The 25851-nt window shown below is 68.4% G+C and carries 24 protein-coding genes; 12 read left to right on the top strand and 12 right to left on the bottom strand.

Going from position 1 to position 25851, the window contains the following annotated elements:
• Window positions 1–54: 54 nt before the first annotated feature.
• Complete coding sequence (gene cysC / locus HMPREF2914_RS15635; RefSeq protein WP_023092048.1) at window positions 55–645, bottom strand: adenylyl-sulfate kinase; 591 nt, start codon at window positions 643–645, stop codon at window positions 55–57.
• A 505-nt stretch (window positions 646–1150) separates the two neighbouring features.
• Between cysC and HMPREF2914_RS15640 the strand changes: the two genes are divergently transcribed.
• Together HMPREF2914_RS15640 and HMPREF2914_RS15645 are read left to right on the top strand one after the other, a co-directional pair.
• Window positions 1151–1405 (top strand): hypothetical protein, encoded by a 255-nt coding sequence (locus HMPREF2914_RS15640; RefSeq protein WP_003140317.1) that lies wholly within the window; start codon window positions 1151–1153, stop codon window positions 1403–1405.
• 15 nt (window positions 1406–1420) lie between these two features.
• Window positions 1421–1837, top strand: coding sequence for a hypothetical protein (locus HMPREF2914_RS15645; protein WP_003086969.1), 417 nt, complete (start codon window positions 1421–1423; stop codon window positions 1835–1837).
• A gap of 26 nt (window positions 1838–1863) precedes the next feature.
• On the opposite strand, the gene HMPREF2914_RS15650 is transcribed toward HMPREF2914_RS15645, so the two are convergent.
• Window positions 1864–3486, bottom strand: coding sequence for a two-component system sensor histidine kinase (locus tag HMPREF2914_RS15650; protein WP_016253649.1), 1623 nt, complete (start codon window positions 3484–3486; stop codon window positions 1864–1866).
• Between the two features lie 145 nt (window positions 3487–3631).
• Here HMPREF2914_RS15650 and HMPREF2914_RS15655 point away from each other — a divergent pair, with 145 nt between their 5' ends.
• The gene (locus HMPREF2914_RS15655; protein WP_003086978.1) at window positions 3632–4264 is read left to right on the top strand and encodes a response regulator; all 633 of its coding nucleotides are present in this window, start codon (window positions 3632–3634) and stop codon (window positions 4262–4264) included.
• An 80-nt stretch (window positions 4265–4344) separates the two neighbouring features.
• The gene (locus HMPREF2914_RS15660; protein ID WP_003086981.1) at window positions 4345–4686 is read left to right on the top strand and encodes a hypothetical protein; all 342 of its coding nucleotides are present in this window, start codon (window positions 4345–4347) and stop codon (window positions 4684–4686) included.
• Between the two features lie 15 nt (window positions 4687–4701).
• On the opposite strand, the gene HMPREF2914_RS15665 is transcribed toward HMPREF2914_RS15660, so the two are convergent.
• A complete protein-coding gene (locus HMPREF2914_RS15665; protein WP_003133284.1) occupies window positions 4702–5622 on the bottom strand; it encodes a LysR family transcriptional regulator in 921 nt (306 codons plus the stop codon).
• 204 nt (window positions 5623–5826) lie between these two features.
• Between HMPREF2914_RS15665 and HMPREF2914_RS15670 the strand changes: the two genes are divergently transcribed.
• Window positions 5827–9114, top strand: a complete 3288-nt coding sequence (locus tag HMPREF2914_RS15670) for an acetyl-CoA carboxylase family protein (RefSeq protein ID WP_023092047.1) — start codon at window positions 5827–5829, stop codon at window positions 9112–9114.
• Window positions 9115–9141: 27 nt separating this feature from the next.
• Here the strand turns inward: HMPREF2914_RS15670 and HMPREF2914_RS15675 are convergent, their stop codons facing one another.
• Window positions 9142–9549, bottom strand: a complete 408-nt coding sequence (locus tag HMPREF2914_RS15675) for an ester cyclase (RefSeq protein ID WP_023092046.1) — start codon at window positions 9547–9549, stop codon at window positions 9142–9144.
• A gap of 77 nt (window positions 9550–9626) precedes the next feature.
• Entirely contained in the window at window positions 9627–10292 is a 666-nt protein-coding gene (locus HMPREF2914_RS15680) for an O-methyltransferase (RefSeq protein ID WP_023092045.1), read from the bottom strand.
• Between the two features lie 92 nt (window positions 10293–10384).
• On the opposite strand from HMPREF2914_RS15680, the gene HMPREF2914_RS15685 reads away from it, so the two are divergent.
• The gene (locus tag HMPREF2914_RS15685) at window positions 10385–11017 is read left to right on the top strand and encodes a TetR/AcrR family transcriptional regulator (RefSeq protein WP_003109573.1); all 633 of its coding nucleotides are present in this window, start codon (window positions 10385–10387) and stop codon (window positions 11015–11017) included.
• 131 nt (window positions 11018–11148) lie between these two features.
• Here HMPREF2914_RS15685 and HMPREF2914_RS15690 read toward each other — a convergent pair whose 3' ends face one another.
• The gene (locus HMPREF2914_RS15690) at window positions 11149–11376 is read right to left on the bottom strand and encodes a hypothetical protein (RefSeq protein ID WP_003082927.1); all 228 of its coding nucleotides are present in this window, start codon (window positions 11374–11376) and stop codon (window positions 11149–11151) included.
• Window positions 11377–11546: 170 nt separating this feature from the next.
• On the opposite strand from HMPREF2914_RS15690, the gene HMPREF2914_RS15695 reads away from it, so the two are divergent.
• Window positions 11547–13502 (top strand): UvrD-helicase domain-containing protein, encoded by a 1956-nt coding sequence (locus HMPREF2914_RS15695; protein WP_023092044.1) that lies wholly within the window; start codon window positions 11547–11549, stop codon window positions 13500–13502.
• A 19-nt stretch (window positions 13503–13521) separates the two neighbouring features.
• On the opposite strand, the gene HMPREF2914_RS15700 is transcribed toward HMPREF2914_RS15695, so the two are convergent.
• The 3 genes from HMPREF2914_RS15700 to HMPREF2914_RS15710 form a co-directional block, all read right to left on the bottom strand.
• Window positions 13522–14280, bottom strand: coding sequence for a nucleotidyltransferase domain-containing protein (locus tag HMPREF2914_RS15700; protein WP_023092043.1), 759 nt, complete (start codon window positions 14278–14280; stop codon window positions 13522–13524).
• A 35-nt stretch (window positions 14281–14315) separates the two neighbouring features.
• The gene (locus HMPREF2914_RS15705) at window positions 14316–15257 is read right to left on the bottom strand and encodes a class I SAM-dependent methyltransferase (RefSeq protein ID WP_003086994.1); all 942 of its coding nucleotides are present in this window, start codon (window positions 15255–15257) and stop codon (window positions 14316–14318) included.
• Window positions 15258–15323: 66 nt separating this feature from the next.
• Entirely contained in the window at window positions 15324–17747 is a 2424-nt protein-coding gene (locus HMPREF2914_RS15710; RefSeq protein WP_003124946.1) for a DUF3772 domain-containing protein, read from the bottom strand.
• A gap of 209 nt (window positions 17748–17956) precedes the next feature.
• Between HMPREF2914_RS15710 and aphA the strand changes: the two genes are divergently transcribed.
• The 3 genes from aphA (at window position 17957) to HMPREF2914_RS15725 (ending at window position 21206) form a co-directional block, all read left to right on the top strand.
• The gene (gene aphA / locus HMPREF2914_RS15715) at window positions 17957–18997 is read left to right on the top strand and encodes an acetylpolyamine amidohydrolase AphA (RefSeq protein WP_003105417.1); all 1041 of its coding nucleotides are present in this window, start codon (window positions 17957–17959) and stop codon (window positions 18995–18997) included.
• A gap of 10 nt (window positions 18998–19007) precedes the next feature.
• On the top strand, window positions 19008–20099 hold the full coding sequence (locus tag HMPREF2914_RS15720; RefSeq protein WP_023980802.1) for an extracellular solute-binding protein: 1092 nt from the start codon (window positions 19008–19010) through the stop codon (window positions 20097–20099).
• A 195-nt stretch (window positions 20100–20294) separates the two neighbouring features.
• Window positions 20295–21206, top strand: coding sequence for a DMT family transporter (locus HMPREF2914_RS15725; RefSeq protein WP_023092042.1), 912 nt, complete (start codon window positions 20295–20297; stop codon window positions 21204–21206).
• Here HMPREF2914_RS15725 and HMPREF2914_RS15730 read toward each other — a convergent pair.
• The gene (locus HMPREF2914_RS15730) at window positions 21166–22359 is read right to left on the bottom strand and encodes an MFS transporter (RefSeq protein WP_023092041.1); all 1194 of its coding nucleotides are present in this window, start codon (window positions 22357–22359) and stop codon (window positions 21166–21168) included. The genes HMPREF2914_RS15725 and HMPREF2914_RS15730 overlap by 41 nt on opposite strands.
• Before the next feature lie 104 nt (window positions 22360–22463).
• On the opposite strand from HMPREF2914_RS15730, the gene HMPREF2914_RS15735 reads away from it, so the two are divergent.
• Together HMPREF2914_RS15735 and HMPREF2914_RS32985 are read left to right on the top strand one after the other, a co-directional pair.
• Window positions 22464–23336, top strand: coding sequence for a putrescine utilization regulator PtrR (locus HMPREF2914_RS15735; RefSeq protein ID WP_003087005.1), 873 nt, complete (start codon window positions 22464–22466; stop codon window positions 23334–23336).
• 154 nt (window positions 23337–23490) lie between these two features.
• Entirely contained in the window at window positions 23491–23625 is a 135-nt protein-coding gene (locus HMPREF2914_RS32985; RefSeq protein WP_003087006.1) for a PA1414 family protein, read from the top strand.
• 59 nt (window positions 23626–23684) lie between these two features.
• On the opposite strand, the gene HMPREF2914_RS15740 is transcribed toward HMPREF2914_RS32985, so the two are convergent.
• Window positions 23685–24413, bottom strand: a complete 729-nt coding sequence (locus HMPREF2914_RS15740; RefSeq protein ID WP_012614344.1) for an MBL fold metallo-hydrolase — start codon at window positions 24411–24413, stop codon at window positions 23685–23687.
• Window positions 24414–24457: 44 nt separating this feature from the next.
• The gene (locus tag HMPREF2914_RS15745) at window positions 24458–25840 is read right to left on the bottom strand and encodes an FAD-binding oxidoreductase (protein ID WP_003109564.1); all 1383 of its coding nucleotides are present in this window, start codon (window positions 25838–25840) and stop codon (window positions 24458–24460) included.
• Window positions 25841–25851: the final 11 nt, after the last annotated feature.

Consider the following 25851-nt stretch of genomic DNA (forward strand, 5'->3'; position numbering starts at 1 on the left):
GCAAGCTGGAAGTGGTGCGGCGGACGGTTCGTGCCTCCAGGCCTAATCATCTTGTCAGGCTGGCTGGTTCGTCTCCAGGTAGGAAATGATTCGCTTCACCGCCAGGTTGGGGTCTTCTGAAAGTGTATCGATCGTTATGTCCGGCTGTGCGGGCGTTTCGTAGATCGAGTCGATCCCGGTGAAGTTTTCGATCTTGCCCGAGCGTGCTTTCCTGTACAGGCCTTTGGGATCTCTTCTCTCGCATTCCGAGAGCGGCGTGTCGACAAAGACTTCGATGAAATGCTCGATGCCGATAAGTTCCCGAGAGAGGCGCCTGTCTCGCGAAAATGGCGAGATGGTTGCCACGATCACGATAAGGCCGGCTTCCAGCAGGATCTTTGCCACTTCCGCGATTCTTCGAATGTTCTCGGTGCGATCTTCGTCGCTGTAGCCAAGGTTTCGGCACAGGCCAAGGCGGAGATCGTCGCCGTCCAGGAGAAACGTATGTTTCTTCTGTTCGAAAAGCGCTAGTTCCAGGGCATTCGCAATAGTGGATTTTCCAGCGCCACTCAACCCGGTCAGCCAGATGACCGCTGGGCGTTGGCGCTTGAGCGCACTGCGTGTCTCGTTATCGATCGATCGTTTTCCATGTTCACGAGGGTTCATCGCTGTTTCTGCCTGGAGGATTGGTTAACTGCATGGGAAGGGGGACCTCCCGAGGTTGGAGTTGGATTCCGTTGGAGGCCGGTACTTCTTCTAATGCGCGGTCAGGGCGTGTTTGTGCAGTTAGTTAAGTTAACGTTGCGCCAAATAAGTGCGTATAAGAAATTTCTTTATTTTCAGTAGGATGTTCTTTCCCTTAGGTATTTAAGCAAGTGGCTGGTTTCACTTGTCTTCCAGCCATGGCCGTGCAGTGTTCGGTCGCGAGGGTGCTGTTGGAGACCGAGAAAACAGGGGAACGCATCCAGCGTTTTCCGGGGCGCAGAGTTGGTCGATGGAATGGCGCAGCTTCGACCGGAACTCACCGCAGGTGACTTCCCGATCGGACGAGCCGAGAAAATAGTACCTCTGTGCTATTCGACCTTCTTCGCCGCGACGCTATAGTCCCGCCCTTGATCCCCGCGTTTCGCGGAAACCGGTTGTGCAGGACGCACGCGACTTGGAAGGAACCATGACTCGGCAATCCGTACTCGCCACCGGCCCGGAGGCCAGCGATTGGTGGTGCTTCGGCAGCGGCGACGAGCCGGCGCGCGAGTCGTTCTCTGCCGGTGGGCGTTCGCTGGCGGCGTCGAGAAAGCCTGCCGCCGCACCGCGCGGAATGGCCGTGGGCGAGCAGGCGAACCGCGCGCAAGCGTCCGGGCAGGACGCCGCGCCGGGCCTGCGAGCCTTCGACCTGCTGCCTGGCAACCCGCCGAAGAACCCCTAGACACGGAGTCAACCCATGCGCCGGATATTCATCGCGCCGTTACTGGCGTCGCTTTCCCTGGGCGGCTGTATCCAGATGGACACGCTGCCCGAGGTCTATGCCCGCAGCCAGTGGAAGGGCCGTTCCGCCGAGGAAGCGATAGCCTTCTTCGGTACGCCGCAGAACATGGAGCGCACCGCCGACGGCTCGCAGGTGGTGATGCAGTGGTACACCGACACCAGCTATTCCCGCTATGAAGTGGTGGGCTCCAGCTCGGAGATGCAGGGCAACGTGATGGTGAACACCAACTACTGGGATACCGTCAACCACCCCAATCGCTGCATCATTTCCGTCACCGTCGACAAGAGCAAGCGGATCACCCAGTTCGAGGCCGACGACGGCGAGTTGCTGCTGTCCCACGGCTGCGCCGGCATGAAGTACGGCCCGCCGTAGGCCTGCGCTCCTCGACCTGCCTTGCCTCAGGAAGCGTGGCTGGCGGTCTCCGGGCGCTCGCGCAGGGCGCGCAGGGTGGCGCGCAATTCCGTGGGGCGCACGGGCTTGGAGAGCAGGGCGATGTCGGTGTCTTCGACGCTGGCCTGGATACGCTCGATGTCGTGGCCGCTGATCACCAGCGCCGGTATCGCCTCTCCGCGTTGCCGCCGTACCCGCTCGATGCACTCGACGCCGGAGGCGTGGGGGCCGAGGTCGTAGTCGACGACCAGGATGTCGCAATCGGTTCGCCAGCCGTCCGCCTCGGTTTCCGCCTGGACCGTGCAGCCCCAGCGTTCGAGCAACGCCGAGGTGGCGCGCAGGACGTTGCGATCATCTTCCACCAGGCACACCCGCAAGCCGGTGAGCAGGCCGGCCTGCAGGGGATCGTCGCGGCGGGGCAGGGCTTGCGCGGCGACCGCCGGCAGGCCGTGCAGGGTCACCGCGGTGCCGCGTCCGACCCGCGAGCGCAGCGTCACCTCGATCCCGGTCAACTGCCCCAGGCGGCGGACGATGGACAGCCCCAGGCCGATTCCCTCGACGTCGCGGTCGCGCGTCTCGCGTACCCGGTAGAACTCCTCGAACACCCGCGGCAGGTGTTCCTCCGCGATCCCCCGGCCCTGGTCGTAGATGGCTACGGCCAGGCCGTCGCCTCGCCGCCGCACGCCGATCAGCAGCGGGCGCTCGGCGGCGTACTTGAGGCTATTGGAGAGCAGGTTCTGCAGCATGGTCGACAGCAGCCCCGGATCGGTTCGCGTCCACAGGCGGCAAGGGCGCAGGCGCAACTCCACCCCGGCCCAGCGCGCCGCCTCGGCGTTGCGCCGGACCAGGTCGCGCAGCAACTCGCCCAGGTGGACGTTCTCCTGCTTGGGCTGGAGCCGGCCGTTGTCGAGGGTGTAGAGATCGAGGATGGAGCGGAACAGTTGCGAGACGTTGAGCAGCGAGCGGTCGATGTTGTCCACCAGGCGCCGTTCCTCGTCGCCCAGGCGGGCGTCGCGCAGGCAGGCGGTGAACAGGCCGATGGAGTGGATCGGCTGGCGCAGGTCGTGGCTGGCCTGGGCCAGCAGGCGCGATTTCTCCTGGTTCGCCTGCAACGCTTCCTCGGTGGCCTTGCGCGTGCGCTCCAGCAGGAGGTGCGCGTAGAAGGGAATGACGGTGCTGGTGGTCATCAGCATCAGCACCATGAACGGCTGAGCCTGCCAGGCCGGGGTCAGGCGATAGATGACCAGTAGCGCGAGCAGCGCCAGGGCGGTGGCGATGGCCAGGTAGCGCGAGCCGTAGCGCATGCCGTTGCCCAGGTTGATCCAGACCATCACCGCGTACAGCGGCAGCGCCGCCTCGCCGCCCACGATCAGGCCGAACGAGGTGCCGGCGTAGTCGTGCAGCATGCAGAAGATCCGCCGCGCCGGGTAGTGCCCCGGCCAGCGCACGATGGCCTGGCGCAGCAGTATGGAGGCGATCAGGAACAGGCCGTAGTAGGCAACGATCGGCAGGTAGGTCTCGACCTTCAGGCCGGGCAGCAGGCCGATCAGCACCACGTAGAGAATCGCGCAGGTGGCCACGATCAGTCGCAGGTTGGCCTGGTCCAGCTCGGTATTCTTCTCGAACTTCATGTGCACCTCCGTGTGCATGGGAGCGCCGCGCGCCTTTTCCTCTGTTTCGCCCCCTTCGTCACGAAGACGGACGAAGGGTGGGCGCGGCGGTAGCGGGCTAAGGTAGCATGCGCGGCGGAAACTGCGACTCCTGGAGACTACAAGAATGACTGGCCGCATCATCGTCGCCGATGATCATCCGCTGTTTCGCGAGGGCATGCTGAGTATCCTCCAGCGCCTGCTGCCCGAGGCCAGGATCGAGGAGGCCGGCGATCTCGCCGGGGTCCTGCGCCTGGCTGGCGAAGGCGAGCAGCCCGATTCGCTGATCCTCGACCTGCGTTTCCCCGGCCTGACCCGCATCGAGATGCTCGCCGACCTGCGCCGCCGGTTTCCGCGCACCACCCTGATCGTCGTCTCGATGGTCGACGACCCGCAGCTCATCGGCGAAGTGATGAATGCAGGGGCCGACGGCTTCCTCGGCAAGAGCATCGCGCCCGAGGAACTCGGCCAGGCGATTCTGGCCATCCGCGCCGGGGAAGTGCTGGTGCGCTACGAACCCTCCGGCCTCCTGCCGCTGCAGCCCAGCCCGCGCCTGGAGGGGCTCACCGAGCGCCAACTGGATGTCCTGCGCCTGCTGGCCCAAGGCAAGAGCAACAAGGAGATCGGCCGCGCCCTGGACATCTCCCACTACACGGTGCGCATCCATGTGTCGTCGCTGCTGCGGGCGCTGGACGTGCCGTCGCGGACCGCGGCGGCGGTGAAGTACCGGGCGCTGCTGGGGCAGGGGGATGCGGAGTAGCACCATGGGCACGCCGCGGATGCGCCGAGGCGCCGGGGCTGTTTTAATGGCGCTCTCTCCATGGCCAAGGAAACGGACACATGCGTAGCCCGCTTGCCACGATCGCCTGCGCCTGCCTGCTGCTCGGCGGCTGCTCCAAGTCCGCCGAGGACAGCGCCAACCCGTTGCTGGGCAAGGATGCCGAGTGCCTCGAACTGTTCGCCCGCAGCAATGCGCTGTACTGCGACATCCGCGAGGACGAACGCGAATCCCAGGCGAAGGGTACGCCGCGCCGGCACACCGACTACGAGGTAGCCGATGCCGCCTACCTGCTCAAGGCCACCGGGGAGCGCTGCGCGATCGATACGACCTATGTCACGGAGTGTTCGGCGAAGGCCGGGCAGTGGCTGCAGAAGGCCCGTGCCAAGGCGGCGAAGCCCTAGTCGCAGCGCCTGCGCTCAGCGCAGGCGCGTCGCCAGCTCCGCCAGTTCGCCGCGCAGCCAGAGGCTGCCGGCTTCGTCGTCGGCCTGGCGCGACCAGTAGAGATTCAGAGTCACCGCTGGCAGGGCCAGCGGCATCGGCAGCAGGCGGTTGCCCAGGCCGCGGTTGATCAGTTCGGCGTAGCCTCGGGTCAGGGTCAGCAGGTAGCCGCCCTGGGCCACCAGCAACGCCGCCGACAGGTAGTGCTGGCAGCGCTGGCGCACCTGGCGGGTCAGGCCGAGGTGGCCGAGGGCCAGGTCTTCGATGCAGATGCCGCGTCGCCGCGAGGTCACCGCGACATGGTCCGCCGCCAGGTACTCCTCCGCACTCAGTTCGCCGGCGAAGCCCGGCCCGGCCATCACGCACAGGCTGTCGTCGAGCAGGTGCTGGCGGCGCAGGGCGGCGTCGGTGGGCCGGGCGATCTCGATGGCGAGGTCGATGCGTCCGGCGCCCAGTTCCGCCTTCAGGTCCGCCCAGTGCAGGCTGTTGCAGCGTATCTCGATGCGCGGCGCGGCCTGGCGCAGGTGGTCGAGGATCGCCGGAAGCACCAGCGGCTCCAGTTGCTCCGGCATGTTCAACTGGAAGGTCCGCGCGTCGCGCCGAGGGTCGAATGTCTGGCAGCGATTCATGCTGCGGTGCAGGCCGGCGAGGGCGTCATGGATGCCCGGCGCCAGTCGATCGGCCAGCGGCGTCGGCGCAACCCCGCGCCCCTGGCGGACGAACAGCGGGTCGCCGAGCTGGTCGCGCAGGCGCGCCAGGGCGTGGCTGACGGCCGACTGGCTGAGATGCAGGAGGCCCGCCGCGCGGGTCAGGTTGCGTTCTCGATAGACCACTTCGAAGACCCGGAACAGGTTCAGATCGAAACGGCTGAGGGGCGACCATTCATGTGGCTGATTCATGTTTGCGCGCGCCTGTCTGGGGAAGGCGCCAGCCTAGCAGGCATGCTCGCCGATAGAACCATGCATAGGCTTCATGGATGGCGATGAATAAGCCTCAGTTCTGCCGCTTCCTTCGGCTGCCTAAGATGCCTGCGACGATGACCAACGCGCCGCCGGGCCAGCTCCTTTCGCCGGCCGCCTGACCCGCTCCCCGGAGAACCTGCCGTGACCGCTCCCTTCAACGCCTTGCTGATCGCCAACCGCGGCGAGATCGCCATTCGCATCGCTCGCGCCTGCGCCGACCTGGGTATCCGCTCGGTGGCGGTGTTCGCCGAGGACGATGCCGCTTCCCTGCACGTGCGCAAGGCCGATGTCGCGCTGCCGCTGGCCGGCCGTGGCGTGGCGGCCTATCTCGACATGGATCGGCTGGTCGCGCTGGCCCTGGAGCAGGGCTGCGAGGCGATCCATCCGGGCTACGGTTTCCTCGCCGAGAACGGCGAATTCGCCCGGCGCTGCCAGCGCGCGGGCATCCACTTCGTCGGGCCGCAAGCGGAAGTGCTCGACCTGTTCGGCGACAAGGCTGCCGCGCGTGCCCTGGCCGAGCGCCTGGAGGTGCCGCTGGTGGCCGGGATCAACCGCGCGGTCAGCGTCGAAGAGGCCGAAGCGTTCCTGGAAGGGCTGGGCGATGGCGCCGCGGTGATGCTCAAGGCTCTTGCCGGCGGCGGCGGACGTGGCATGCGTGCAGTGGAGGAGGTCGCGCAACTGGCCGATGCCTACCGCCGCTGCCGTGCCGAGGCGCAGGCGGCGTTCGGCCGGGACGAGTTATACGTCGAGCAACGGGTGGCGCGGGCCCGGCACATCGAGGTACAGGTGCTCGGCGACGGCAGCGGTGCGGTCAGCCACCTCTGGGAGCGCGATTGCAGCCTGCAACGGCGCCAGCAGAAACTGCTGGAGATCGCCCCCAGCCCGGACCTGCCGGAGGCCACCCGCGAGGCGCTGATCGATTGCGCCCTGCGCATGGCCGGCGCGGTGCGCTATCGGGGGATCGGTACCTTCGAGTTCCTGGTCGACGAGGAGCGCCCCGGGCGCTTCTATTTCATGGAAGCCAATCCGCGCATCCAGGTGGAGCATACCGTCACCGAGGAAGTCACCGGGGTCGACCTGCTGCACGCCCAGTTGCGTCTCGCCGCCGGTATGGAGCTTGCCGCCCTCGGCCTGGAGCGACCGCCGGCGATCGGCGGCTGCGCGGTGCAACTGCGGATCAACCTGGAGACCCTGGCGGCCGACGGCAGCGCCCGTCCGGCGGTGGGCACTATCGGCGCCTACGAACCGCCCAGCGGTCCCGGCCTGCGGGTGGACGGCTACGGCTATGCCGGCTATCGGGTCAGCCCCAGCTACGATTCGCTGCTGGCCAAGCTCGTCGTGCGCGGTGCGGATTATCCCGCCGCGTTGCGCCGGGCCTACCGGGCGCTCTGCGAATTCTGCCTGGAGGGCGTGGCGAGCAACCTGGATCTGCTGCGCAACCTTCTGCTGCATCCGGCGGTACAGGCCAACCGGGTCGACACCCGCTTCGTCGAAAGCCACCTGGAGACACTGCTGGCGCCTATCCCGGCGAGCCATCCGCGGCTCCGCGCCGAGTGCCCGCTCGCCGAGGACGCAGCGCCTGCGCGGGTCGAGGCGCCACTCGGCAGCCTGCCGCTGCCTGCGCCGAGCAGCGGGGTGCTGGTGGCCCTGGAAGTGGCCGAGGGCGAACGGGTGCGTGCCGGCCAGCGGGTCGCGATCCTGGAAGCGATGAAGATGGAGTTCGAGGTCAAGGCACCCGGCGGCGGTATCGTCCGGCGGCTCGCGGCGAGCCTCGGGGAGCCTCTGGAGGAGGGCGCGACGCTGCTGTTCCTCGAACCGACGGAGGATGACGACGAGCAGGCACCGACCGAACAGGCGCTGGACCTGGCGCATATCCGCGCCGATCTCGCCGAGGTACTCGAGCGCCAGGCAGCGCTGGGCGACGAGCGTCGTCCGCAGGCGCTGGCCAGGCGGCGCAAGACCGGACAGCGTACCGCGCGGGAGAACGTGCTCGACCTGCTGGACGAGGGCAGCTTCAGCGAATATGGCGGTTTCGCCCTGGCCGCCCAGCGTCGCCGGCGCTCCGCCGAGGAGTTGCTGGAGCTGAGCCCCGCCGATGGCCTGGTCGCCGGCACCGGTACGGTGGGGGCCGCCAGCTTCGGCGCGCAGGCCGCACGTTGCCTGGTGCTGGCCTACGACTACACGGTGTTCGCCGGCACCCAGGGGGTGATGAACCACAAGAAGACCGACCGCCTGCTCGGCCTGGCCGAACAGTGGCGCTTGCCGCTGGTGCTGTTCGCCGAGGGTGGCGGCGGGCGCCCGGGCGATACCGATTTCGTCGGCGTCGCCGGTCTCGATTGCCATACCTTCGTCGGCATGGCCCGGCTCTCTGGGCTGGTGCCGCTGGTGGGAGTGGTCTCCGGTCGCTGCTTCGCCGGCAATGCCGCGTTGCTGGGCTGCTGCGATGTGATCATCGCCACCCGCGACGCCACCATCGGCATGGCCGGCCCGGCGATGATCGAGGGCGGCGGCCTGGGCCGTTTCGCCGCCGAGGAGGTCGGTCCGACGGGCGTGCAGGGGCCCAACGGAGTGATCGACGTACTGGTGGAGGACGAGGCCGAAGCGGTCGCGGTGGCCAGGCGCTACCTCGGCTATTTCCAGGGCCTGTTGCCCGACTGGAGTTGCGCCGACCAGCGCGAGTTGCGCCACCTGGTGCCGGAGAACCGCCTGCGTGCCTACGACATCCGCCAGGCGATCGAGGTCCTGGCCGACCGGGACAGCGTGCTGGAACTGCGGCGCCAGTTCGCTCCCGGCCTGGTCACCGCGCTGCTGCGCATCGAGGGCCGGGCGTTCGGCCTGATCGCCAACAACCCTGGCCATCTCGGCGGCGCCATCGATGCCGCGGCCGGCGACAAGGCCGCGCGCTTCATGCAGTTGTGCGACGCCTTCGACATCCCGATCGTCTCGCTCTGCGACACCCCTGGCTTCATGGTCGGCCCGGAGGCGGAAAAACAGGCCACGGTGCGCCACGTCTCGCGGATGTTCGTCAGCGCCGCCAGCCTGACGGTGCCGTTCTTCACCGTGGTCCTGCGCAAGGGCTACGGACTGGGAGCCCAGGCCATGGCGGCGGGCAGCTTCCATTCGCCGCTGTTCACCGTCGCCTGGCCCAGCGGCGAGTTCGGCGCCATGGGCCTGGAAGGCGCGGTGCGGCTGGGCTTCGCCAAGGAGCTGGCGGCCGAGGAAGACCCCCAGCGGCGCGAGGCGCTGTTCCGCGGCATGGTGGACAAGGCCTACCGCAACGGCAAGGCGCTGAACATGGCCAGCTACCTGGAGATCGACGCGGTGATCGACCCGGCGGAGACCCGCGACTGGCTCCTGCGCGGCCTGGCCGTCGCCGGAGAACCGGCGCCGAGGACGGGGCGCAAGCGGCCGTTCGTGGATACCTGGTAGATGGTCGGCCCGCAGTGCCCTGGCGCCTCAGGACGACGGCGACGCCACCTGTACCTGCGCGGCGACCGCCGCCTTGTCGATCACCGACCAGACGCCGGCGATGCGCTCGTCTTCGAATTCGTAGAAGACGTTCTCGGCGAAGCGTACCCGCTGGCCGTTGACCGGGATGCCGAACAGCCGGCCGCCGGGCGTGCAGTCGAAGTGCAGACGGCAGGCGACGCCCGGCGGATCGACGAGCAGGCGTTCGATCTCGAAGCGCAGGTCGGGGATTGCCAGGAAATCGCCTTCGAGCATCCGCAGGTAGCCGTCGAGTCCGATCTGCACGTCGTTGTAGCGCACCCGGTCATGGACGAAATCGCCCAGGCGCGTCCAGTCCTGGCGGTTCAGGCAGTCGATGTAGGCGCGGTAGCGCTCGGTGAGTCGGTCACGGGTCATGCGGGTTTCCTTCGAGCTGTCCGGGGGACATGGGCCAGACCCTAGCAAACCCGCGAGACGCCGTCAGTCGCTAGGCTTCAGCCCAGGCGCATGGACAGCTCGACATCCTCGGCGAAGGGCGTCGACAGGTAGCCGTTGGCCGGCGAGCGGACATGGGCCAGGTACTCGGGACTATGCTCGGCGTTGTCGGCGATCACCAGCGCGCCGGGGCGCAGGCGGCTTTCCAGCAGGGCGAGGACCTCCGGGTAGAGCGCCTTGGCGCCGTCCAGCAGGACCAGGTCGATGCTGTCCGGCAGGTCCTTGGCGAGGGTTTGCAGGGCATCGCCCTCGCGCAGTTCCACCAGGTCGAGCAGCCCCCCGGCGGCCAGGTTGCGCCGTGCCCGCTCGGCCTTGGAGGGTTCGAACTCGCTGCCGATCATGCGGCCACCGCCGTTGTCCCGCAGCGCTGCGGCGAGGTGCAGGGTGGACAGACCGAAGGACGTGCCGAACTCGACGATGCTGCGCGCCGAGCTGCTGCGCGCCAGCATGTAGAGCAGGCTGCCGGTTTCGCGGGAGACGGGCAGCGCCAGGTCCTTCAGGCGACCGTAGAACTCGCGGTATTCGGTCTTGCTGCCCATGAGGCGCTTCAGCTCGGCCTCCGAGAGGTCGGCGAGGGCGGGACTGTCGCCCGGTGCGCTGGCTTCGGCTTCGGCGAACAGGCGTTGCAGGAGATCGGCGAGCGGGGCGTTGGTGAGGGTATTCATGGATGGCTCCGGGAATGTTTGAGCGCGTAAGTGCGTGGACCTAGAATGCGACGGATTCATCGCATTCCGCCATTCGCATTCCGGAGCCTTCCATGAGCGACAAGCGAAACCCGCGTATTTCCTCGCGCAAGCAGCCGCAGCAGGCCCGTTCCAGCGAGTTGGTGGCGAGCATCCTGGAGGCGGCTGTTCAGGTTCTGGCCAGCGAAGGCGCGCAACGTTTCACCACCGCGCGGGTGGCGGAGCGCGCCGGGGTGAGCATCGGTTCGCTGTACCAGTATTTCCCGAACAAGGCGGCGATCCTCTTCCGCCTGCAAAGCGACGAGTGGCGGCGCACCACGCGTCTGCTCGGCGAGATCCTCGAGGACACCGCCCGGCCGCCGCTGGAGCGCTTGCGCCGGCTGGTGCTGGCATTCGTGCGCTCGGAGTGCGAAGAGGCGGCGATACGCGTGGCGCTGAGCGACGCGGCGCCGCTGTATCGCGACGCCGACGAGGCGCGGGAGGTGAAGGCGGAGGGCGCGCGGGTGTTCCAGGCGTTTCTCCGGGAGGCCTTGCCGGAGGTCGCCGAGGCCGAGCGCGGCCTGGCCGGCGAATTGCTCACCACCACCCTCGGCGCGGTCGGCAAGCAGTTCTCCGAACAGCCACGCAGCGAGGCGGAGATCGAGCGTTACGCCGAGGCCCTGGCCGATATGCTCTGCGCCTATCTCGCCGCCCTTGGCGAGCGCTGAGGTGCCGTGTGGCCGGAGCAAAACCGTCGCTTGGTCCAGCGGCCCCAGGTACGCGGCTGGCGCGTGCGTAGGCTTGGCGGAGCAGGCGTGTATCGGCGGAAGCGACCGGCGCCTGCCGGTCGCGGGAGGGATCAGGCTTCGGCGATGCCGGTGACGACGATGCCGAAGCGGCGCAGCAGCAGTTCCGCCGGCTCGTCGCTTTCCAGCTTGCCGGTGCTGTAGTGGCCCGGCTTGAGGTTGGCCTCGGCCCATTCCAGCAGGTGCTCGGCGACCTCTTCGGGGCTCGGCTTGTGGGGGAACGGCAGGACTTGACGCTCGGTGGCTTCGTCCTTGCTGTAGGTGATTGCCCAATCGCTCATGGGTAGGCTCCTTGTTTTCGCTGAGTTGGCAGGCCGGCACGGCCCGAAGGGTAGACCGGCGCGGTCGCGCAAGGGTTGCCCTGGCGCGATGGGCGGTCCGCGTCCGACTGTCGGCCGAGGGCGGAAAACACTTATGATTCAGCCACATGCTTTGTCTGGACCGGTCCCCGATGCTGTCTGCCGTACGGCGCTACAAGTCGATGCTTTCCAGCGCCCTGGCGCGTTGTTTCCCGCGTACCACCGCCTACCTGCAGGCCGAGCGCGAGGCCCGCGAAGCCTTGTTGCAGCCGGCCAAGGCCCGCTCCCGGAAGAACGCCGCGAAGGTCCCGGGCAAGGCCGCCGGCAAGCCTGCGAAGGGCGCCGTTCGGGGGACTCCGCGCAAGCCCGCTGCCGCCTCGCGGCGCGCGCCGCAGGGAATCTATCCGGCTGCCGCACTGAAGGTCGACGAATCCCAGGAGCGCGCCATGCGCGAGCAGGTGGCGCAGGCCGCGACGCTCGGCGTGGTCAGCCCGCCGTCCGAGGAACAGTGGGCGATGATCCTCTGCCGCCAGCCGCTGGCGCGGATCTTTGCCGGTGCCGGCTCGGGCAAGTCGACCACCCTGGTCCTGCGGGTGGTGTTCATGCTCTGCCACCTGGGCGTCGAGCCGCAGCGGCTGACGGTGATTTCCTTCACCAACGCCTCCTGCGCGCAGTTGCGCGAACAATTGCTGCGCGTGCTCGCCCATTGGCAATACCCGTTCGACGCGGCCCAGGCGCGGCAGTGCGTGCGCACTTTCCATTCGGCGCTCGGCAGCCTGGCCCGCGAGGTGCTCGGCAATCCGCGCTGGTTCGAACAACTGGACGACCGCGACCCCGCCGCCGAGCCGGACAACCCCCTTGCCGCCGGACGCCTGCGTCCGGCCCAGCAGCGCCTGCTGAAGCAGGCCTACCAGCAGTGCTACGCGGCAAGCCCGGCGTTCCGCGCCAAGACCCACAAACTGCTGGAACTGCCGCCGCCGGCGGAGCCGGAAGAGGGCGCGCGGCGGCAGCCGAAGGCGCCGCTGGAGCCGTTCAAGCTGGCCGGCGAGTTCCAGGCGCTGCCGCTGTACGAAGCCTTCCATGCCCAGGCCGGGTTCGCCGAGAGCCTGGGCCTGCGCGTCGAACGCCTGGACAGCGGCAAGCTGGAATGCGGGTTGCGCGAGAAGATCTTCGTCGAAGCCATGGCACTGTTCTGGGCGAGGTTCCAGGCACTGTTGCGCGAGGAGGGCCTGATGACCTTCGACGCCGCGTTCCAGCAGCTCGGCGAGCGGATGGCCGGCGGGGCTCTGGCGGAAACGGCATTGGCGCCGTTCACCCATCTGCTGATCGACGAGTTCCAGGATGTCTCGCCGCAGATCGTCCTCTGGCTACAGGCGTTGCACCGTCGCCTGGCAACCCAGGGCACCGCGCCGAGCCTGATGGCCATCGGCGACGACTGGCAGTCGATCTACGGCTGGCGCGGCAGTTCGCCGGAGCTGTTCATCGACTTCGACCGGCACTTCCCCTCGCGTGGGCGGGGACGCAAGAGCGCGCTGCTGGTGCTGGAAACCAACTACCGCTCCGTCGAACCGATCATTCGCGACGGCGAGAAGGTGCTGGCCGGGGTGCGTTTCAAGCAGGACAAGACCTGCCGCGCGTTCCGCCCGATCCAGCCGGGCGACCATGGCGTGAAGCTGGTGCAGCGTTTCGACCTGCGTGCGCAACTGCCGAAGCTGCTGGCGGAAATCCGCGCCCAGTGCGAGCACGCCGCCGCTCGCGAAAGCAGCGAGCGCACCGCGGTGCTGTTGCTGAGCCGGCGCAACGAGCCGTTGCAGGCGATCCAGGCGGAGTTGGATCGCGCGCTGCCGGTGAAGGGCATGACCATCCATCGCGCCAAGGGCCTCCAGGCCGAAGTGGCGATCGTCGTCGACGACTGCCTGCCGGGCGAGAAGCATCCGTTGCGCAACGCGCTGTACGCGGCATCGGGCTTCTTCCGCAACAGTTACGACCAGGCCATGGAGGACGAAAGCCTGCGCCTGGCCTACGTGGCGATCACCCGTGGCGTCAGCCGGGTGCTCTGGTACACGCGCAAGGCCCAGGGCGCCACGGCCCTGTTGGCCCGACGCTGAGGACGACCGTCTCGGCGGGCTACGCCTGGCGCTGCATCCAGGCGCTGAATGCGCGCAGGCGCTCGATGAACACCGCCGGGTCGGTGACCTGGCCGTCCAGCACGGCCTTGAAATATTCCAGGGCCGGCGCCTGTCCGGGGTGCCGCGCGCGAAACAGCGCCAGGTAATGCTCCAGGGTCTCCGGCCAGACGCTTTCCGTCTCCCCGCGAAGGATGTCGCTGGAGCGGATCAGCTTCTTCGCCGCTTCCCGTTGCAGGCGGCGGCGCTTCTCCTCCGAGGACGCGCTGTCCAGGCGTCGCGCATAGTCTTCCAGCACCTGCGCATAGTCGCCGTTGAGGGCCAGGGCGATGGCTTTCGCCGGACGCAAGGGCGGCAGGGCGCTGGCCAGGTCTTCGCCCCACAGGCAGCGGCAGCGGTGCTTGAGCCAATAGCCCCAGCTATCGCGGTTGGTCGGATCGCGGGCCTGGTCCAGGTGGCCGATATCGAAATCGATCTTGCTGACTTCCGGGTGGCGCGCCTGCAATGCCAGGCGCGCGGTTTCCAGTTGCGCGGCCAGTTCGGGGCTGGGCGGGTCGCGCAGGACCAGGGTCAGGTCGAGGTCGGAGCGCCCCGTGATGGCCTCGCCGCGGGCGACGCTGCCGTACAGGTAGACGCTGTGCACGGCCCGCTCGAACGGAGGCCGGGCCAGGGTTCGGCGCAGGTCGTCGAGCAGGGGGCGAAAGGCCGCCTGCGGTTCGACGCGTGGCGGCAGGGGAATGAAGCCATCGGGCATGTCCATGCCGACAGCCTAGCGACACGCCGCCCGCGCGTCGATCAGCCTGCGTTGCGGAACAGCAGCGCCTTGAGGCCCGCCGCGGGGTCGACATCGGGGAACTCCGGCGGATTCTCCAGGCGTTCGACGAAGTGCAGCGACGGCGCCTCGCGGGCGGTTTCCTCGAGGAGGAAGTCGGGGCCGATGGCCGGGTCGTTGATACAGGCCAGCAGGGTGCCGCCGGGCACCAGCAGTTCCGGCAGGCGGCGGAGGATCCTGCGGTAGTCCTGGGTCAGGACGAAGCTGCCCTTCTGGAAGCTCGGCGGATCGACGATCACCAGGTCGTACGGGCCGAGCTTGCGCAGCTTGCCCCAGGACTTGAACAGTTCGTGGCCGAGGAAGCTCACCCGGCCGAGGTCGTGGCCGTTCAGACGGTGATTGTCGCGGCCGCGGTTGAGCGGGCCGCGGGCCATGTCCAGGTTGACCACCTGGCTGGCGCCGCCGGCAATGGCTGCCACCGAGAAGCCGCAGGTGTAGGCGAACAGGTTGAGCACGCGGCGGCCGGCGGCCTGCTCCTGCACCCAGCGGCGGCCCAGGCGCATGTCGAGGAATAGCCCGGTGTTCTGGTTGCGTCCCAGGTCGAGGCGGAAGCGCAGTCCGTTTTCCACGATGTCCCAGGTTTCCAGCGGCTCGCCCGACAGCCATTCGCAGGCGCTGTCTGGGCGGTAGCGGTGCTGCAGGACCAGGTGCCGGCCCTGGCTCGCAGCCCAGGCCGGCGCCGTGGTCAGTTGCCCCAGGGTCCGACGCAAGGCCTCCAGTTCCTCCGGCTGCGGCTCCTTGAACAGAGTCACCAGCAGGACGCCCTGCAGCCAGTCCGCGGTCAATTGTTCCAGGCCCGGCCAGCAGCGGCCGCGACCATGGAACAGACGGCGGGTCTCCGCCGGCGCCGGGGACAGCGCGGCGAGCAGGTGCTGGAGGAGGGTATCGAGGGCTTCGCGATTCATGACGGTTCGGCGTTGAAAAAGGGGCGGATTCTACCCGTTGCGTGACGGACAGTCCGCCCCTTCGCTTCAATCGGGCGTCGCGGGCGCAGGCGCGGCGCTGGCCGGGCCGCCATCCTGGATCATCAGCAGGCTCTGTGGCGAGGACAGCGCGATGCCTTCGCTGCGCAAGCGGTCGAGGATGGTGAAGAGCAGGTCGCTGCGCGCGCCGGCCACCGAACGCGGGCTGTTGACGAAGCCGCTGGCGTTGAGCACCAGGCCGTTGCTGGCGAGATCCTTGAACGTCACCGAGGGCGCCGGTGCGTCGAGGATCGCCGGGTGTTCGGCGAAGGCCTGCAAGAGCAGTTCGCGGACCTTCATCGCGTCGGTGTCCAGCGGCAGGGTCAGGTTCACCCCGACCACCCCGAGGGCATTGCCCATGGTCACGTTGCGCACGGTCTGGGAGATGAACTGCGAGTTCGGCACGATCACCGTGGAGCGGTCGCCCATCTGGATCTCGGTGGCGCGCACGTTGATCCGCCGGATATCGCCCTCGACCCCGCCCAGGCTGACCCAGTCGCCGACTTTCACCGGCCGCTCGGTCAGCAGGATCAGGCCGGAAATGAAGTTCTGCACGATGGCCTGCAGGCCGAAGCCGATGCCTACCGAGAGGGCGCTGACCACCCAGGTCAGGCTGGTCAGGTTGATGCGCAGGGTGGACATCACCAGCATCGCCAGGAGCACGAAGCCGAGGTAGCCGACCAGGGTCACCAGCGAGGCGCGCATGCCGGCGTCCATGTTGGTTTCCGGCAGCAACCGCTCGCTCAGCCAGCGCTTGACGATGCGCAGGGCGAACAGGCCGCCGACGAACAGCAGCAGGGCGACCAGGATGTCCTGCGGGACGATGTTCAGGTTGCCCAGGGTCTTGCTGCTTTCGCCCAGTTGGGCGAAGCCCTGCAGCAGTTCGCTGGGGCTCGAGCCGACCGGAAGGAAGGCCAGCAGCAGCGCGGTGAGCAGCAGCAGGGTGCGGCCGACCCCGGCCAGCACCGTGCTGGCCTGGGCCTGGTGGCGCGGCGACAGGCCGAGCGCATTGGCCAGCGCCAGGCCGCTGGGGTGCTTGGGCGAGAGCAGGGTTTCGCAGATGTCGCCGAAGAAAGCGATCAGCAGGTAGGTGGTGGCCGCGATCACGCTGATCCACAGCAGCTTGCCGGTGAGGAAGTAGGCCAGCGACAGGTAGCCGGTGAACAGGGCGAGGAGGATCGCCGCGATCCATACCGAGGCGACGAAGGGGATCAGCCCGGCGATCCCGCCTGGCCGCTCCAGGTCGTGCTTGCGCCGCACATGGTGGTAGCGCAGCAGGGCGGCGGCGAAGATCAGCGCGGTGACCAGCGCGGTCAGGCCGTTGAGGGCGACGGTCAGGGCCAGGCTGGTGCCGGTGACGCTGTTGATCCGTTCCTCGGTGGCCACCAGCATCAGCGCCACTGCGAGGATCGCCGGGAACGGGCCGAGGGCGCTGGCGATCCTGTCCGGGATCGCCGGCAGCCGCCAGGATGGTCGCGGCAGCATCAGCAGAGCGCGGCCGAGGCCGGCGATGAAGGCGCAGAAGGTCGCCAGGCTCACCAGTTGATCGGTCAGGCTGGCCATGTCGGGGCTCAGGCTGGCGTTGCTTTCCAGGCCCCAGCGCATCAGCGACACCGCGCCGACGATGGTCAGGATGGTCGCCAGCCCGACCGCCAGGGCCAGGGCGCTGCGCCGCAGGCGGCCTTCCGGCAGCCAGCGGATCATCGCCCAGGTAAGCATGCGCTCCAGCAGGCGGCGGCCGAAGCTCCAGACCAGCACGGTGGCCAGCAGGGTTCCGGCGAAGGCCCAGCGGTGTCCGGGCGCGATGGCGCTGTCGAAGGCGACCAGGGCCTCCGCCTTCAGCTTGTCCAGCCGGCGCAGGTCGTCGTCGGTGGGACGGATCAGGGTCGACCAGAAGCTCGGGCTGAACGGTGTCGCCGCGCGGCTGCTGATCTGCGAGTTGAACAGGCTGCGGCGCAGGTTGACGATCTGTGCCGCCAGGTCGCGGGACGACTGGCCGAGCTGGGTGGCCTGGCGTTCGTCATCGAGCAGGGCGTTCTTCTGCCGGGTCAGGGCCTGGCGCTGGGCGGCGAGGCTTTCCGCCTCGTCGGGCTGCGGCGGGCCGATCACTTTCAACTGATCGTCGAGCCGCTCGATGTCGGCCACCCGCAGCGCGAGCAGGGCGTCGGCCTGGCGCTGGACTTGCAGCGCGCTCTGGCGCAACTCGGCGAGGAGGTCGTCGCTGGCGTCGGCGGTGACGCGCTGGCGGATCAGGTCGAGTTGCGCGTTGAGCTGGTCGAGGCTGGCGTCCTCGGCCAGGGCGGCCGGCGCTTCCAGGTCGACGGCCGCCTGCGGAGCCGGCCTGGCGGCCCAGGCCTCGCTGCCCAGGCTCAGGAGCAGGCCCAGGGCCATGGCGAACTGGCAGAGCAACATATGCAGGCTGGCGCGCCTCATCGAATCCCCCTTTCGATCCTGACTGGCTCAAGCAGTATGGACCGGTGCGGGCGCCGAGTAATTCCCCGCGTCGATAATCGCCAGGCGGCGCTAAAGGGACATGGATTCTGGCCATATCGATCCCTTTTTGGCCGCCGCCGCCGTTTTGCCGCGACCGCGCGCTGGGCAGAATCCCTCCACCAAGAACAAGAAACCTGCGAGGTCTCTCCATGCTGAGCGTCTACAGCGACGATCATCGTCTGCACTTCGGCCAGTCGGAACTGGTCGACGGCAAGCTGCAACCCTGTTTCGAAATGCCCAGCCGGGCCGACACCGTGCTGGCCCGGGTGAAGTCGCAGAACCTTGGCGAGGTGATCGCGCCGAAGGATTTCGGCCGCGAGCCGCTGCTGCGCATCCACGACGCCGCCTACCTGGACTTCCTCCAGGGCGCCTGGGCCCGCTGGACCGCCGAAGGCCACAGCGGCGACCTGGTGTCCACCACCTTCCCCGGCCGCCGCCTGCGCCGCGACGGGCCGATCCCCACGGCGCTGATGGGCGAGCTGGGCTACTACAGCTTCGACACCGAGGCGCCGATCACCGCCGGCACCTGGCAGGCCATCTACAGCTCCGCCCAGGTCGCGCTGACCGCCCAGGAGCATATGCGCCAGGGCGCCCGCAGCGCCTTCGCTCTCTGCCGTCCGCCGGGCCATCACGCCGGTGGCGACTTCATGGGCGGCTACTGCTTCCTCAACAATGCCGCCATCGCCACCCAGGCGTTCCTCGACCAGGGCGCCCGGCGCGTGGCGATCCTTGATGTCGACTATCACCATGGCAACGGCACGCAGGATATCTTCTACCGCCGCGACGACGTGCTGTTCGCCTCGATCCATGGCGATCCGCGGGTCGAATACCCGTACTTCCTCGGCTACGCCGACGAGCGCGGTGAAGGCGCCGGCGAGGGCTGCAACCACAACTATCCGCTGGCCCATGGCAGCGGCTGGGACCTCTGGTCGGCGGCGCTCGACGACGCCTGCGTGCGGATCGCCGGCTACGCCCCGGATGCCCTGGTGATTTCCCTCGGCGTGGACACCTACAAGGAAGACCCGATCTCCCAGTTCAGGCTGGATTCGCCGGACTACCTGCGGATGGGCGAGCGCATCGCCCGGCTGGGCCTGCCGACCCTGTTCATCATGGAAGGCGGCTATGCGGTGGAAGCCATCGGCATCAACGCGGTCAACGTGCTGCAGGGCTACGAAGGCGCGGCCCGCTGAGGAGCGAAGCATGCAATCGACTCGCAAGCTGCTGGCCGGCCTCGCGCTGGCCGTTTCCGCCGGGCTGGTCCAGGCCGCGCCGGAAGTACGGATCTACAACTGGTTCGACTACATCGCCCCGGACACCCTGAAGAACTTCCAGGCGCAGACCGGCATCGCGCCGAAGTACGACGTCTACGACAGCAACGAGGTGCTCGAGGCCAAGCTGCTGTCCGGGCATTCCGGCTACGACCTGGTGGTGCCCAGCGACAGCTTCCTGCCCAACTACCTGAAGGCCGAAGTGTTCCAGCCGCTGGACAAGAGCAAGCTGCCGAACTGGAAGAACCTCAACCCGGCCCTGCTCAAGGTGCTTGCCGGCAAGGACCCCGGCAACCGCTACGTGATGCCCTACATGTGGGGCACCAACGGCATCGCCTACAACCTCGACAAGGTCCGCGCGGTGCTCGGCGACGATGCGCCGCTGGACTCCTGGGACCTGGTGTTCAAGCCGGAGAACCTGGCGAAGCTGCAACAGTGCGGCGTGGCCTTCCTCGACTCGCCCACCGAGGTGATCCCCGAGGTGCTGCACTATCTCGGCCTGTCGCCCAACAGCCACCAACCGGAAGACTACCGCCGAGCCGAGGAGCACCTGGCGAAGCTGCGCCCGTACATCACCTACTTCAGTTCCTCGAAGTTCGTCAGCGACCTGGCCAACGGCAACGTCTGCGTGGCCATCGCCTGGTCCGGCGGAGCGATGCAGGCGGCCAACCGGGCCAGGGAAGCGAAGAACGGCATACGCATCGAGTACCGCATTCCGAAGGAGGGCGCCGCGGCCTGGTTCGACGTGCTGGCGATTCCGCGCGACGCGAAGAACGTCGAGCAGGCGCACGCCTTCCTCGACTACCTGCTGCGCCCGGAGGTGGTGGCGCCGATCTCCGACTACGTGGCCTACGCCAACCCGAACAAGGCGGCGGATGGCCTGATCTCGGCGGAGTTGCGCGACAACCCGAACGTCTACCCGCCGGAAGAAGTGCAGGCCAGGCTGTATTCGGTGGAGATGCTGCCGCCGAAGCTGGAGCGGCTGCGCACGCTGACCTGGAGCAGGATCAAGACCGGCAAGTGAGCGGCCGCGGCCAGATGGCGGGTTCGCAGGACGGATAGCGTCCCCCAGGCCAGGCAAGCAGGCCGGAACCGCCGCCCACGACCCGCTGGAGGTCGCTTCCAGGCTTCGACCGGGCGCGCCGGCTTGTCCATAATGGCGCTGCCCGACGGTCGCCGCTGGCGGCCGCTTCCTTCCATGCCTGCCTGTGAGTCCGCCATGCGTAAGTCCGCCGATGCCTTCGCCTTCCAGACGATGCTGTTGCTCTGCGTGATCTGGGGCATCCAGCAGGTGACCATCAAGTGGGCGGCGACGGACATCGCGCCGGTGATGCAGGCGGCCATCCGTTCCGGCATCGCCGCCACCCTGGTCGGCCTGCTGATGTGCTGGCGCGGCGGCTGGGAGGGCTTGCGCCAGGGCACCCTGGGCGCCGGCCTGCTGACCGGCACGCTGTTCGCCCTGGAGTTCCTGTTCATCGCCCTCGGCCTGCAATACACCACGGCTTCGCACATGTCGGTGTTCCTCTATACCGCGCCGATCTTCTCTGCCCTCGGGCTGCACTTCCTGCTTCCCAGCGAACGCCTGCGGCCCTTGCAGTGGCTGGGCGTGGCGGTGTGCTTCGGCGGCATAGCGGTGGCCTTCGGCGGAGGCCTGTCGTGGGCGGAAATGGATGGGCGGATGCTGCTCGGCGACGCTTTCGGCCTGCTCGCCGGGATGTCCTGGGGCGCGACCACGGTGGCAGTGCGCGGCACCCGGCTGTCCGAGGCACCGCCAAGCCTGACGCTGTTCTACCAATTGTTCGTGGCATGCGCCGGGCTATTGCTGATCGCTCTTTTCAGCGGCCAGTTCGGCGAGGTCCGCTGGACCCCGGTGAGCACCGCCAGCGTGCTGTTCCAGGGCGTGGTGGTGTCGTTCGCCAGCTACTTCTGCTGGTTCTGGCTGCTGCGTCGCTACCTGGCGAACAACCTGGCGATCTTCTCCTTCATGACCCCCCTGTTCGGCGTCACCTTCGGCGTATTGCTGCTGGGCGAGCCGCTCAGCCTGAACTTCGTCGCCGGCGCGGCGCTGGTCCTCGCCGGCATCACCCTGGTCAGCGGCGAGCAGTGGCTGCGACGCCTGCTGCGCCGCTGAGCGAGTGCGGCCGGCGCAACAGCAGGCCGGCGAAGACCAGGCCGAGCCCGGCGAGCGCCAGCGCCGGTTGCAGGCCGCCGGCGAAATGCGTGCTGAGCGCCGCCAGCAGCGGGCCGAGCAACTGGCCGAGGGCGAAACCGGTGGTCAGTTGGCCGGCGTTGCGCTGCGGCGTATGCGGCGCCAGTTCGCGGGCGTATTGCATCACCAGTTGCATGCCGGCGAGGAACGGCAGGCCGGTCAGCACTACCCCCAGGGCCAGTCCGCCGATCCCCGGCAGCAGGCAGGCGAGCACGCCGAGGGCCTGTAGCCAGAGCGCGCCGACCAGCCAGCGGCGGGTCCCGTCCGGGCGCTGCCGGCGCAGGCTGATCAGCACTACCCCGGTGGCCGAGGCCAGGCCGAAGCAGGGCCAGAACAGATCGGCCTGCCATTGCCCGTGGAAACGCGCCGCGGCCATCTGCGAGAGAAAGGTGGCCGGGATGATGTAGCCGAGGCCGACCAGTCCGTAGGCCCAGGTCAGGCGGCCGAGGCCGGCGTTCTCGCTTGCCGTTGCAGGCGCGTCGTGGCCGGCGCTGCGTGCGGCCGGGCGCGGCAGCAGCGGCAGGAGCATGAGGATCAGGACCAGCGCGAGGTCGGCGAAGAGCTTCCAGATGAACACCGAGTCCTGGCCCAGGGCGTTGCCCAATGCCGCCAGCAGGCCGGTGACCATCACCCCGATGCCGGGGCCGGCGAACACCAGCGCGCCCAGCCGGGCCCGACCGCTTTCCGCGGCGAGGCGCTGGCTGAGGGCGGTGACCATGATCAGGACCCAGGCGCTGGCCACGCCAAGACCGAAGCGCAGCAGCGCGTGCGGCCAGAAGCCCTCGGCCCAGACCGAGGCCAGGGTCAGGCCGAAGCAGGCCCATAGCCCGACCAGCAGGCGCAAGCGCGCCTGCCGCGCTTCGCGGGCGAACAGCGCGTCCAGCGCGCCGACCAGGTAGCCGAGGTAGTTGGCGGCGGCCAGCAGGCCGGCGCCGGTCAGGTCGAGCTGGCCTTCGCGGATCAGGTGCGGCAGTTGCGGGGTCAGGGAGAAGCGCCCGACCCCCATGGCGACCACCAGCGCCAGCAGGCAGGCGAGCAGGCCGACCAGCGGCGAACGAAGAAAATCACGGGACATGTGCGGATTCCTGCCGGGGGATGAATGGCAGCAGGTTAGGCCTTGCGGCAATTCTGTAAAAATGAATAATCGTGAATTACTTGTTCTGTTTTGGAGAATTAATCGTGGAGTTCGGCCAGTTGAGGATCTTCCAGGCGGTCGCCGAGGAAGGCTCCATCGCCCGCGCCGCCGAGCGCCTGCACCGGGTGCCGTCGAACCTGTCGACGCGCCTGCGGCAACTGGAGGAACAGCTTGGCGTCGACCTGTTCCTCCGCGAACGCCAGCGCCTGCAACTGTCGCCGGCCGGCAAGGTCCTGCTGGACTACGCCGCGCGGCTGTTCGCCCTGCAGGAGGAGGCGCGCGCGGCGGTGCAGGGGGGCGAACCGGTGGGCGATTTCGCCCTCGGCTCGATGTACAGCACCGCGGCGATCCATCTGCCGCCGCGCCTGGCGGAATACCACCGGCGCTATCCGGCGGTGAACCTGCAATTGCAGACCGCGCCCAGCGGCGAGCTGGTCGAGTCGCTGCTGGGCGGGCGCCTGGATGCCGTGCTGGTGGACGGCCCGCTGGACTTCGACGGCCTGGAGGGCCTGCCGATGTTCGAGGAGCGCATGGTGCTGGTCACCGAGAATGGCCACCCGCCGGTGCGCGGTCCCGAGGACGTGGCCGGCAGCGCGGTGATCGCCTTCCGCCCGCGCTGCTCCTATCGCCTGCTGCTGGAGTCCTGGTTCGCCAGCGCGCGGGTGAGCATGGGCCGGGTGATGGAGATCGAGTCCTACCACAGCATGCTGGCCTGCGTGGTGGCCGGCGGCGGGGTGGCGCTGATGCCGGTGTCGATGCTGCAAAGCCTGCCGGGGCGGGAGTCGGTGGCGGTGCATGCGCTGGCCGAACCGTTCGCCCGGGCGAGTACCTGGCTGGTCTGGCGCAAGGGCATGGTCGGCGCCAACCTGAAGGCCTGGATCGGTCTCCTGCAAGGGCGGGAATCGGCGTTGGCTTGATTCAGGTCAGGGTCCGGGGCCGGTTTCCCGCAGTAAAGTTGTTTCCAAGGACGGAGTGGAACGTGCGGAGAGTGGGACGCCGGTCTACTCTTTCCTAGGGCGACCTGACTTGTCAGGTCGCCCGATTCTCCTTCCCTTGGACAAGGGGCCTGTCATGAAACTCTGGCTGCAAAACCTGGCGTGGCAACTCGGTGTCGCCCTTGGCCTGATCGAGCCCCCGCGCATGCAACCCATCCCGGTGGAAAACGACGAGCAACGCCGGCGCCTCGCCGCGCGGCAACGTCGCTGAGCCGGTTCCCCGACGCTCTGGCCTCCGCCTGCGGCGCTGGCCAGAGTCCCGGTTTTGGCCTATCGATCGTGGTTTCTGAACCAGGCGACGATCATTTCCCGCAAACGCTCCCCGGAAAAGCTCGCGAAATGCCCACCATGCACGGTGCGCACCGGTAGCTCGAGCAGGCGCGCGAGGCTGGCGGCATAGTCGTCGAGGTTGGAATGATAGGCGTCCTCGACCAGCGGACCGTCGTAGACGATGTCGCCAGAAAACAGCGTCTGTGTCGCCGCTTCCCACAGGCTGATGCCGCCCGGCGAGTGCCCGGGCGTGTGCAGCACCTGCAGCACGCGGTCGCCGAGATCGAGCACGTCGCCTTCGTCGATCAGGCGGGTCGCCGGCGCTGCTCGCACCCGGTATTCGGCGTAGCACAGCGGGCACTCCGGATGCGCCTCGAACATCTCGTCGCCGACATAGGCGCGCGCCAGGGTGTTGTCGCCGTCCGGCGCGGCGAGGATCTCCGCCTCGGCCGGATGCGCCAGGCGCTCGGCGAATTCGTGGTGGCCGGCGATATGGTCGAAGTGGGTGTGGCTGGCCACCGCCAGCAGCGGTCGTGCGGTGAGCCAGGGCAGTTGCTCGCGCAGGCTGACCAGACCGGAGCCGCTGTCCACTAGCACGTCGCGCTCGCGGCCCTGGACATGCCACATGTTGCAGCGATAGAAGGGGCGCACGTAGGGCTCGTGGATCAGGCTGATACCGTTGTAGAAGTGCCGGGTTTCGAACCAGCGGTCGCGGCTGACGATTCTCATCGCGGTCTCTGTCGGTGGAAAGGCTATCCCAGGAGGATAGGCGTTCAGGGTATGACCTTGCCCGGGTTGAACAGTCCGCTGGGGTCGAGCAGTTCCTTGATCTGCGCCATCAGCGCGAGCTTCAGCGGATCGGCGTAGCGACCCAGGGCTTCCTTCTTCTCCAGGCCGATGCCGTGCTCGGCGGAGATCACGCCAGCGCATTCGCCCAACTCGCCGTAGAGGATTTCCTCCACCGCCTGGTGCAGCGGCAGCAGCGGGACGTCGGCGGCGAGCATGACGTGCAGGTTGCCGTCGAGGAAATGGCCGAAGAGGAAGACCCGCATGCCCTCCACCAGGTCGTCCAGGCGCCGCCGGATGCGCTCGACGTAGCCGGCTAGGGCTGGCACCGGCAGCGATACGTCGAAGGACAGGCTGTCGACGCCGGCGTGGATGGCCGCGTCGGAGTCTTCGCGCAGGCGCCAGATGGCCTGGCGCTGGGTTTCGTTGGCGGCGAGCAGGGCGTCTTCCACCAGACCATCCTCGAAGCAGCCTTCCAGCAGGGTGGTGAGCGCCTCGCCGGCATCCAGGTGGCGGTCCTCGGCCAGTTCCACCAGCAGGTAGAGAGGGCAGGGCGCCAGGCTCGGCGCGCTGTCGCCCATGGGCGCGGCGGTGCATTGCAGGTAGTCGTGCCAGAGGATCTCGCAGGCGAACAGGCGTTCGGCGTGCTCGCGGCGCAGGCGCGCGGCGATGGCGATCGCCGCGTCGACGTCGGGCAGGCCGAGCAGGGCGGTGGCGCCGGGACGCTGCAACGGCTCCAGGCGCAGTACCGCACGGGTGACGATGCCGAGGGTGCCTTCGGCGCCGACGAACAACTGCTTGAGGTCGTAGCCGGTGGTGTTCTTCAGCAGCCCGCGCAGGTCGCTGTAGACGCTGCCGTCGGCGAGTACCGCTTCCAGGCCGAGCACGCGCTGGCGCATGGTGCCGAAGCGGAAGGCGCGGATGCCGCCGGCGTTGGTCGCTACCAGCCCGCCGACGCTGGCGCTGCCGCGCGCGGCGAGATCGATGCCGGGGTCGAGTCCGGCCTCGGCGGCCAGCGCCTGGGCCTGTTCGAGGGTGACGCCGGCGTCGAGGTCGAGGGTCTGGCTGGCCGCATCCAGCCGGTGTATGCGGTTCAGCCTGCGCAGCGAGAGCAGCACGTCGCCGGCTTGCGCGGCGCCGCCGCCGACCAGACCGGTGAGTCCGCCCTGGGGCACCAGGGCGCGTCCCGCCTGGCGGCACAGACGCACCACGGCAGCGACCTGGTCGGTGCTTTCCGGCAGGACCAGGAAGCTTCCGGCGAGGTTCTGCGGATGGTAGCCGGGGTCCTGCCCGGCGAGCGCGGCACTGTCGCGCACGCCACGGGCGCCGAGGATCTCGCAGAGGGAGCGGTAGAGTTCGGAATCGTCCATGGCGGGCTCCG

Origin of the sequence: Pseudomonas sp. HMSC067G02 (genome assembly GCF_001813485.1) — a bacterium.
Classification (GTDB): domain Bacteria; phylum Pseudomonadota; class Gammaproteobacteria; order Pseudomonadales; family Pseudomonadaceae; genus Pseudomonas; species Pseudomonas aeruginosa.